The organism is Streptomyces sp. NPDC047981, from assembly GCF_040653315.1.
In the GTDB taxonomy this organism is placed as follows: Bacteria; Actinomycetota; Actinomycetes; order Streptomycetales; family Streptomycetaceae; genus Streptomyces.
On sequence record NZ_JBEZNQ010000007.1, the window covers coordinates 34250 to 44066 of the forward strand.

Annotated in this window: 7 protein-coding genes; 4 read left to right on the forward strand and 3 right to left on the reverse strand. The window is 73.0% G+C overall.

Features of this window, described 5'->3' with window-relative positions:
- Positions 1-34: 34 nt before the first annotated feature.
- Positions 35-3505, reverse strand: a complete 3471-nt coding sequence (locus AB0E14_RS06440; protein WP_362412990.1) for a DUF4132 domain-containing protein — start codon at positions 3503-3505, stop codon at positions 35-37.
- Positions 3506-3597: 92 nt separating this feature from the next.
- Positions 3598-4524 carry a ketopantoate reductase family protein gene (locus AB0E14_RS06445; protein ID WP_362412993.1) on the reverse strand — a complete coding sequence of 309 codons (927 nt, stop codon included), beginning with the start codon at positions 4522-4524 and terminating at the stop codon, positions 3598-3600.
- 216 nt (positions 4525-4740) lie between these two features.
- Here AB0E14_RS06445 and AB0E14_RS06450 point away from each other — a divergent pair, with 216 nt between their 5' ends.
- The 4 genes from AB0E14_RS06450 to AB0E14_RS06465 all read left to right on the forward strand — a co-directional run bounded on the left by AB0E14_RS06450 (position 4741) and on the right by AB0E14_RS06465 (position 9295).
- Positions 4741-6048 carry an ROK family transcriptional regulator gene (locus tag AB0E14_RS06450; protein WP_362412996.1) on the forward strand — a complete coding sequence of 436 codons (1308 nt, stop codon included), beginning with the start codon at positions 4741-4743 and terminating at the stop codon, positions 6046-6048.
- 192 nt (positions 6049-6240) lie between these two features.
- Entirely contained in the window at positions 6241-7719 is a 1479-nt protein-coding gene (locus AB0E14_RS06455) for an ABC transporter permease (RefSeq protein ID WP_362413000.1), read from the forward strand.
- Between the two features lie 42 nt (positions 7720-7761).
- The gene (locus AB0E14_RS06460; protein WP_362413003.1) at positions 7762-8460 is read left to right on the forward strand and encodes an ABC transporter ATP-binding protein; all 699 of its coding nucleotides are present in this window, start codon (positions 7762-7764) and stop codon (positions 8458-8460) included.
- A gap of 88 nt (positions 8461-8548) precedes the next feature.
- Entirely contained in the window at positions 8549-9295 is a 747-nt protein-coding gene (locus tag AB0E14_RS06465) for a CDP-alcohol phosphatidyltransferase family protein (RefSeq protein WP_362413006.1), read from the forward strand.
- Here AB0E14_RS06465 and AB0E14_RS06470 read toward each other — a convergent pair.
- Positions 9276-9758: an adenylyltransferase/cytidyltransferase family protein gene (locus AB0E14_RS06470; protein WP_362413010.1), complete on the reverse strand. Its 483-nt coding sequence runs from the start codon at positions 9756-9758 to the stop codon at positions 9276-9278. The genes AB0E14_RS06465 and AB0E14_RS06470 overlap by 20 nt on opposite strands.
- Positions 9759-9817: the final 59 nt, after the last annotated feature.

The following is a 9817-nucleotide window of genomic DNA, read 5'->3' on the forward strand; positions in this document are numbered from 1 at the left end:
CCCTGAGTCAGGACAGTAGGTCGTGTCCGGCGGGTCACGGCCGGGGCCGCGGTGCCCGGGAGCCGGCCTCCGTGGCCGTCAGCTCCGTGAGGTCGGCGAGGAGTTCGGAGACGGTCACCGGGTCGAGGTCGGCGAAGGTCAGCGGGTATGTACGAGACGGCCAGTGGTCGCCAGGCCGCCTGTCGAGCCAGATCGTCTCCAGCGTCTGCTCCTCGAACATCTCGACATGGCCCACCGCGATGCCCTGCTCCAGGGCGATGACCAGATACCGCTCGGGCCCGAGCCGCCGGGAGAACCACCGCTCCACGCCCGCGTCCTGCGGCTCGCCCCGCTCCCATCCGCGCTTCTGCAGACCCAGCAGCCTGCCCACCGGCACGGTCACCCCCTCGAACCTGGCCAGGCGCGCACCGGCGGCCTCCTCGTCGGTCACGGCGAGGACAGGCCGGTCGAGCTGGGAGAAGGGCTGCACGATCTTGTACGCGGCGAACAGCTCCGACCAGGTGGCGACCGCGCCGTCCAGGTGCAGGGGGTGGGGGAGCGTGACGGTCGCGTCGTCGGCGACGGTCACCGTCCGGTCGCCGGCATCCGCGTACGTACGGTCCTCGGCCACCCGGAACGCGGTGACCGTCCCCGGCTCCTCGGCCAGCCACACCAGACGCCGCACCAGGAGCCCCATCAACGGATGGTCCACGAACAGCCGGCGGAACTCTCCTCCCGTCCAGGAGCGCCCGGTCACCATCGCCTGCTCCAGGCGCCGCACCTGCTCGGAGACGACCGTCCGGGCCTCCTTCTTCAGGGCGGCGAACCGCTTGCGCTCGGCCGGGGCGAGCTCCGCGTCGTCCCGTACGCCGGGCTTCGGCAGATCCTTCAGGCGCTGCCCGGCCCCGTCCCGCACGAAGGGCTTCAGTTGCTCGTCGAAGCCGACCGTGAAGGCGCGGTCGCCGTAGTCGACGACCGTGCCGCCGTCGGGGTCCAGGCCGAGATCCGGCACCAGCCGGTCACCCAGCTGATCGGCCGTCAGGCCGAGATCGGCGGCGACCGAGGCGATCTTCTCCTGGGCGCGCAGCTTCAGCGCCTTGAACCTCACCCGCTGCGCGATGCCGTGCAGGTGCAGCAGGGCCACGTCCGTACCGATCGCGGCCAGCACGTCGAGCCCGTCGACCGCCCGCTGGTGCGCACCCTCGCCCGGCCAGGCGCGGACGATCGGGGCCAGCGCGCGGACCGTGTCGTCGTCGCCGAACCAGCCGAGCGCGCGGAGCGCCCACGCGTCCTTCGAGGGCATCCCCCCGAACTGCCACTCCTCGAACAGCGCCCAGGCGAACGCCGTGAGGGAGTCCTTCGCGCACAGCTCCCGTACGACGCCCAGGCCCGGGTACACCGCGCCCGGTGTGGACAGCGCGAGCATGGTGAGGACATGGCCCACGGCCGAGGGCGGGAGCGCGCCGCCGCCGGACGTCAGGAGCTGCGGAAGCGCGAGCGGATCGGCCCAGGCACCCGGCTCGGGCATCCGGGCGGGCAGCCCGGCCGTCAGAGGATCGGAGTCGAGGAGGAGTTCGATCGCCTCGGACGCCTCCTGGCCGTACTCCGCCGCCGCCTTCCGTACGACCTCGGCACCGTGCGCCGACACGATCAGCGCGAGCGCCCGCTCGGCGGCGGTCCGTGCCGCGCCGGGCCTGCCCAGGGCGTCGGGAACGAGCAGCCGCGCCGCGTCGGCGCCGTGCCGGGCGAACCAGGCCGTGGCCGTCCTGCCGGCCACCTTGAGCCGGTCCAGCCAGTCGGCCATCAGCCGGGCCACGTCGGGACTGACGAAGGGCATGAGGAGCGGCGCCATCGAGGTCGGATGGTTCGTGGCGACGCGGACGACCGTGGGGAGCGCGAGGAGTTCGTGGCGGGCGACGAACGGCTTGTAGGTGTTCGGGCCGTCGTGGATGCCGTCGCCGCCGCTCCAGTCGGCGATCAGCGGCCGGACCGCCTCGACGGGGCCGTACGTGAACACCGCCACGTCGTGCCAGGAGCTCAGGAGGCCCGAGCGTGCCTGCTCGATCAGCTCCTCCATCGGCCGGTACGGCTGCCAGCCGGTGACCCAGGACTCGGCGACCGCCCACTGCTGCTGCTCGCCCGGTTCCCACGCGATGCGGGGGTCCGCCGGGGCGACGAGCCCGGCCACCACCTTGGGCTTGACGACCTTGCGGGGACGGGTCCAGGGCGGGGATGTCAGCACCTCGGGCAGGGAGTCGAGGGCGACGTCCTCGACGCGTCCGTCCTGGCGCGCGAGCGGCCCGACGAGCGCGGCCGCCTCCTCGGGCAGATCGGGCAGCAGGGCGAGGGCCGTCTCACGATGGGCCGCGACATGGGCCGTGAGGAGCCTGCGGACCGTGACCGCCGAGGTGCCCGCACCGCTCGTGCCCGAACCGCCTGTGCCCGTACCGTCCGCACCGGCGGCCTCCGCCAGCAGGCGCAGGGCCCGCACCGGGTGGCGGTGCGCGGCGGTGACTACGGTGCCCCGCACACGCTTGTCGTCGACACGGGCGAGCAGATGGCGGAAGGCCTCGTCCGAAGGCAGTTCGCCGAGCGCCGCGGCCATGGCCTTGACGCCCTCCGCGTCGATGTGGGGGCCGTTCAGCTCACCGGCGAGCAGGGGCGCCATGGCCGCGCCCACGCCCTCGCCGAGCGTCGCGACGACGGCAGGGTTCCAGCCGCGCCAACCCAGGTCGCAGCGGTCGCCGAACAGGGCGACCTGCTCGGCGGTCCCGAGCGAACACAGCAGCATCCTGCGCACCAGGGAGTCGGCGTGGACGGGATGGCTCAGCCGCGCGCAGCACTCCTCCACCCACGCGCTCTCCGAGGGGACGAGGAACGACACCCTGACCGCCCTGCGGACACCGTGGCGGTGCCCTGCCAGCGCCTCGACCGCGGCGCGGTAGTCGGCCTCGTCCGCCTCCGCCAGCAGGGCCCTGACCCGCTCGAGCGCCACCATGGTGACGCCGTGTCCCCAGCCGCTCGAATCCTCGGGGTTCGCCTCGACCCCGACGAGGACGCTCCTCCGGTCCTCCTTCAGCCACATGTTCCGCGTCTCGCCCAGCTCGACCGCCGCGCAGGCGGCGAACGGCAGCCCGAACTCCGCGGCCCAGGCGTCCGCGACCGTTCCATAGCCTCCTTGCTGGAGGTTGAGCATCCGCGCGAGCGCCGCGGCGCCGACGGCGTCGGGCCCGCCGTCCCGGTGCGCGCGGGCGGCCTCGACGAGCGCGGGGTCGCTCTGCTCGGAGTCCAGCGCGTGCTCGATCGCGTCGGCGTCGCGCGCGAGCCACCCGCGGAGCCTCTCCGGCGCGTCGGCGGCGCCCGCGGGCACGGTGCGCCGGACCCCGCCGCGTCGCGGGTGCAGATTCCGCTTCCAGGCGGCGGGCAGGACGAAGGTGTCCTCGTCGAGCGGGGAGGCTCCCGGGACCTCCGGAGCCACGTGCTCCGTGCTGTCCGGGCTGTCCACGACGTACTCCGAGCGCCCCACTGGCCCTCCCCCTGTCCCTTGTCGATCAGTTGCACCGCACCCTAACGAGCGCCTCTGACAACGGGTTCGGTCGACGGGACCGGCCGACGGGATCAGTCGGCGGCCGTGACCCGTGCCTGGTGGACACGGAGGTGCAGGGTCGCCAGGTCGAGCAGCGGAGTGGGCACGGACAGGGCACGCGCGCGGGCCACCAGGTCGCCGAAGAGGTGCTCCACCTCTGTCGGGCGGCCGGCGACCAGGTCGCGGTAGAGGGAGGGCACCATCGGGGAGCCGGTGGCGGTCACGATGCCGAGGGTCGCGTCCCGTTCCGCCTCCGGTACGGGATGCCCGGCCGCTTCCGCGACCGCCACCGCCTCGGCGAGGACCGCCGGGCCCAGCTCCGCGCCGCCCGGCACGGCGTTGACCTCCCCGACCGTGCCCCGCGTCAGGCTCGTCACCGCGCCGAACGTCGTGATGAAGACCCACTTGTGCCACATGGACGTCAGCACGTCCGACGGCACCAGGACGTCGATACCGGCCTCGGCCAGCACGGACCGGACCTTCTCCACGCGCGCGGTGGGCGTCCCGTCCTGCTCGCCGATCGTCAGATGGGCGAGCGGCGCGAGGCGGACGATGTCCCCGTTCTCGTCGAGCGTGGTGACCACCTTGGCGACACCGCCGAGGACCCGTGCGGCGCCGAAGCGGGCGTTCAGGGCGTCGACGTGGGCGAGGCCGTTCAGCAGCGGCACGATCACGGTGTCCGGTCCGACGGCCGGTGCCACGTCCTCCATCGCCTGATCGAGGGCCGTGGACTTCACCGAGAGCAGGACCAGGTCGTACGTCGTGTCCAGCGCGTCGGCCGTGACGAGCCGGGGTTCGACGGACCACTCCTCGCCCCGGCCGACGAGTCGCAGGGCGCGCTCGCGCAGTGCGGCGGCGCGGCGCGGTCGGACCAGGAAGGTGACGTCCTGTCCGGAACGGGCGAGCAGGGCCCCGAAGTAGCCTCCGGTGGCTCCGGCGCCGACGACCAGGATCTTCATGAGTGCGGACCTCTCGGGGAAGGGTGCGTGGTGGACGGTTCGAGCAGGGGGCGCAGCAGCCGGTGCGGGCGGGCGAGGGCCGCCGTCACCGGGTCGGGCCACAGGGCACCCCTTGGGGGTGAGAGCGTAGACCCCGCGTGGCGCCCGGTGTCCGGCAGCCGGACAAGAGAGACGGCTGAGGGAGAAGGGGACGGAGGAGGGCTAGGCTCGGGCACGATGAAGAAGACCCCACCGACCCGGGAGCCCAAGGCCGACAAGGCGAGCGTGCGACGCCACAATCTGAGCCTCGTCCTGCGCACCGTCCACGACGCCGGCGAGACGACACGCGCGGCCGTCGCGGCGCGCGTCGGACTCACCCGCGCCGCCGTCTCCTCCCTGGTGGAACAGCTCCTGGAGCAGGGCTTCCTGGTCGAGTCGGGCAAGACCTTCAGCGGCCAGGCGGGTCGGCCCGGAACGGTCCTGAAGCCGGCCGGCACCGGCCCTGCCGGGCTCGGGGTCGAGATCAACGTCGACTACGTCTCCGTGTGCGTCGTCGACCTCGCCGGAGCCGATCGCGTCCGGTTCACCGAGCCCCTCGACCACGGTGCCCACCGCACGGCCGAACCGGCCGAACTCCTCGCGCGCGCGGCAGGGCTCGCGGCCGAGGCTCTGCGGAGCGCGGCCGAGCGGGATCTGCGCCCGGCCGGGGTACGGCTCGCCCTGCCGGGCCTGGTCTCCTCCGGAACCGTCCACCAGGCGCCGAACCTCGGCTGGAACCGCGTACCCGCCGACCGGCTGTTCGGCGAGGCCCTCGCCGAGCGGTGGCCGGGGACGCGCGGGACCGCAGGCCTCCCGGGCACCGCCGGCCTCCCGGGCACCGCAGGCCTCCCGGGCACCGCAGGCCTCCCGGGCACCTCGGACCTCACGGTCACCTCCGACAACGAGGCGAACGCCGCCGCGCTCGCGGAACTGTGGTTCGGCACCCTCGGTGACGTACGGAGCTTCCTCTACCTGACCGGCGAGATCGGCGTCGGCGGCGCGATCGTCGTCAACGGTGAACTGCTGCGCGGCGCCCACGGCTTCGCCGGCGAGATCGGCCATCTGCCCGTGGACGCCGACGGCCCGCTGTGCCGCTGCGGCTCGCGCGGGTGCCTGGAGCAGTACGCCGGCCAGTCGGCGCTGCTGCGGGCGGCCGGGGCCGTCGGCGTCGAGGAACTGGCCCGCGCCGCCGAAGCGGGGGAGCCCAGGGCGGTGGCCGCCGTCGAGGGGGCGGGGCGGATGCTGGGGCTCGCGCTCTCCGGCGCGGTGAACCTGCTCGACCCCGAGGCGGTCGTCCTCGGCGGCCTCTACCCCCGGCTGATGGCCCGGCTCGGCCCCGCCGTGGACGCCGAACTCGCCCACCGCGTGGTCTCCGGCCTCTGGACCCCGGCGGCTGGACGCCTGCGCGCCGCGTCGCCCCCGTCCCCCGCGACCCCGGCGTCGCGCGGCGCGGCCGCGTACGTCGTCCGCCAGGTCCTGCGCGACCCCCTGGCGTACACGACCTGACTCACCCGGGGCCGCAATTCGCTCCTCCACACGGCTCCTTCGCCCGCGCGTCCGTACCGGCTCCGCCACCCGCCCGTGGGCACGGCGGCCCGCGGGTCCGTACCCGCTCCGCCACCCGCCCGTGCCCGACTCTCATCCCACTCTCACGTGGGCCTTATCCAGCCATCACCGCACGCCCCTAGCTTCGCGTCCATGTTCTTCACCTACCTCCGGCGCGAGCTGCGCCGCCGCAGAAAGGCGGCGCTCGTCGTCGCCTCCGGGCTCGCGCTCGGTATCGCGTTGGTCATCGTCGTCAACTCCGTGGCCTCCGGCATGAAGCAGGCCCAGACCCAGGTCCTGGAGTCCCTCTACGGTCTCGGCACCGACCTGACCGTCACCAAGGCCCGCGAGGAGCCCCAGGCCGGTCAGCAGGCGCAGCGGCCGCGGTTCGAGTTCGACGCCGGCGAGGACGGCGAGGAACAGAGCAGTGACCGGCTGATGGTCCAGGGCTTCCAGACCCTGGCGGCCTCGACCGTCACCACCGTCGCCAAGCAGGACGGCGTCGCCCAGGCCGTCGGCGGCCTCAGCCTGACCAACCTCAAGATCGACGGCGAGTTCAAGCGCGGCGAGTTCCGGCAGACGCAGCCCGCCCAGCCCGGTGGCCCCGGCGGTGGGAGCGGCGGAGGAAACGGCGGCGGAGGCCGTGTCGAGGGCGGCGGCGCGGCCTTCGACGTCAACTCCTTCACCCTCTACGGCACCGACGTCACCACCCCCGACCTCGGCCCCCTCACCACCTCCACGATCACCGCGGGCCGTACCTTCAAGACCGCCGAGACCGACGCCAAGGTGGTCGTCGTCGACAGCGCCTACGCCAAGCAGGAAGGCCTCGCGGTCGGCGAGACCCTCACGGTCAAGGCGGTGAAGTTCGAGGTCATCGGCATCGCCACCGCCGACAGCGGCCAGTCCGCCGCGCAGGTCTACCTGCCGCTCAAGCAGGCCCAGACGCTCTCGGACTCCAAGGACAAGATCACCACCGTCTATGTGAAGGCGACCGACTCGACGCGGATCGACGTGGTCAAGTCCGCCATCCAGAAGAACGTCGCCGGGACCACGGTCACCACCTCCGCCGACCTCGCCGAGACCGTCTCCGGCTCCCTCGACACGGCCGCCAACCTCGCCACCAACGTGGGCAAGTGGCTGTCGTACGCCGTCCTCGTCGCCGCGGTCCTGGTCGCGGGACTGCTCACCTCCTCGGCCGTCAGCCGCCGGGTGCGCGAGTTCGGCACGCTCAAGGCGCTCGGCTGGAAGAGCGGCCGGGTCACCCGGCAGGTCATGGGCGAGGCGCTCGTCAACGGCCTGATCGGTGGCGCCCTCGGCATCGCCGTCGGCCTGGCCGGCGCGTACCTGGTCACCGCCGTCAGCCCCACCCTCACGGCCGAGCTCGGCTCCGGCGCGCTGACGAGCGGCGGTCCCGGCGGGGGCGCCCGGATGTTCGGCGGACCCGGCATGGGCGCCGCGGGCCAGGGCGCCGGGGGCAAGACCCTCGACATCGCCCTCACCGCCCCGGTGAGCGTCACCACCGTCGGCCTCGCCGTCCTCCTCGCCCTCGGCGGCGGGCTCGTCGCGGGCGGCTTCGGCGCCTGGCGCGCCTCGCGGCTGCGACCGGCGGACGCGCTGCGCCGCGTCGAGTAGCCGGCCGCCCCCACCCCCTTCACGTATCGCAGGAGTTGCACCATGTACGAACTCACCGGCGTCACCAAGCAGTACCGCAGGGGTCAGGAGAGAGTCGACGCGCTCGCCGGCGTCGACCTGACCATCAGGGAGGGCGACCGTCTGGTCATCCAAGGGCCCACCGGCGGCGGGAAGTCGACGCTGCTGCAGATGCTCGGCGGCCTCGACCGGCCCACCTCGGGCAGCGTGGTCCTGGACGGTGTCGATCTGGCCAAACTGCCGGAGAGCCGGCTGACGGCCGTCCGCAGCCAGAACATCGGCTTCGTCTTCCAGTCCTTCAACCTCATCCCGACGCTCACCGCCCAGGAGAACGTGGAGACCGCGCTCGTCCCCATGGGCATCAAGGCGGGCGAGCGGCGCACTCTGGCGGCCGAGGCCCTGGACTCCGTCGGCCTGGGCGAGCGGCGCGGGCATCTGCCGTCCGAACTCTCCGGTGGCCAGCAGCAGCGTGTCGCCATCGCCCGCGCTCTGGTCAAGCGGCCCAAGGTGCTGCTCGCCGACGAGCCCACCGGCAATCTCGACGAGTCGATGCGCGACGAGATCGTGGACCTCCTCGAAGGGCTGTGGAAGGAGCACGGTCTGACGTTCGTGATGGTCACCCACGACAGCGCCATCGCCCGCCGCGCCCCGCGCCTCGCGACGATCCGCAAGGGTCGCATCACGATCAAGGAGAACCGCCAGGCCGAGCCCGTGGAGGCGTAGACCCGCCACCGCGAACCCTCCGGTGATGCCATGATGTGCGGCATCACGTATGAAAGTACGAAACTCGCGCAAAGGTCCTGGGGGGTTCGTGGGAACGGCAACGGGAACGGGTTCGGGAACGATCGGTACCGCGCTGAGCGCACTGCGATCCGCCCAGAAGTCCGCGAAGGGGGTCTCGCTCTACTCCCGGTTCGTCAACCGGCCGGTGGGGCGCGTCCTCGCGGCCGTTTCGTACGCACGCGGCCTGACGCCCAATCAGGTCACGCTCATCAGCGCGGGGTTCAGCTTCGCCGCCGTCGCCGCCGTGGCCCTCTCCGGCCCGAGCCCGATCCTCGGTCTCCTTGTCTGGCTCGGGCTCGCCGTCGGCTTCGCCTTCGACTCCGCGGACGGACAGCTCGCCCGGCTGCGCGGCGGCGGCAGCCCGGCGGGGGAGTGGCTCGACCACGTCGTCGACTGCGCCAAGATCACCGCCCTGCACCTCGCCGTGCTGATCGCCTTCTACCGCCACCCCGGCCACTTCGGCACCGCGGACGACGGCTGGCTCCTGGTCCCCCTCGGTTTCCAACTCGCCGCCGTGGTCACCTTCTTCGGCGGTCTGCTGACCGAGAAGCTCAAGCCCCGCCCGGCGCCGGGCACCCCGGCCGCGCAGCCGTCGACGCTCCGCGCGGTGGCCCTGCTCCCCGTCGACCACGGCGTCTTCTGCCTGGTCTTCCTGCTCCTGGGCTTCGGAACCGCGTTCCGCTGGAGCTACACGGCGCTCGGTGTCGCGAGCGCCGTGTTCCTCCTCGCCTTCCTCGCCAAGTGGTTCCGCGAACTCAGCGCAGTCCCTCGCTGACCCCGCCGACCCCGGTGCCCGGCTCGGCCTCCTGCGTCAGGAGGTCGAGCGCCCGCCGGAGCTGGGTGCTGGAGGTGTGCATCGTGTACGGGAAGTAGACGATCTCCACCCCCACCCCCGCGAAGTCCCGCTCCAGACGGTCCCCCTTGGGCGTGCCGCGCCAGTCGTCGCCCTTGAACAGCACGTCGAATCTGACCTGTTTCCAGGTCTCCAGCTTGTCCGGCACCGTCTCCACGAAGGCCGCGTCGACGTACTTCACGTTGCGCACGATCTCAAGGCGTTCCACCAGCGGGATCACCGGCCGGCGGCCCTTGGCCAGCTCCGCCATCTCGTCCGAGACCACCCCCGCCACCAGGTAGTCGCACTGGCTGCGCGCGTGGCGGAGGATGTTGAGGTGCCCGATGTGGAAGAGGTCGTAGGCCCCCGGTGCGTAGCCGACGCGGTACGGCCTTCCTGCGGTCATGTACGAAACCCCCCAGGTGCGTTCGCGCTCCCCAGCGCGAAGGAGTTTCGACGATAGCG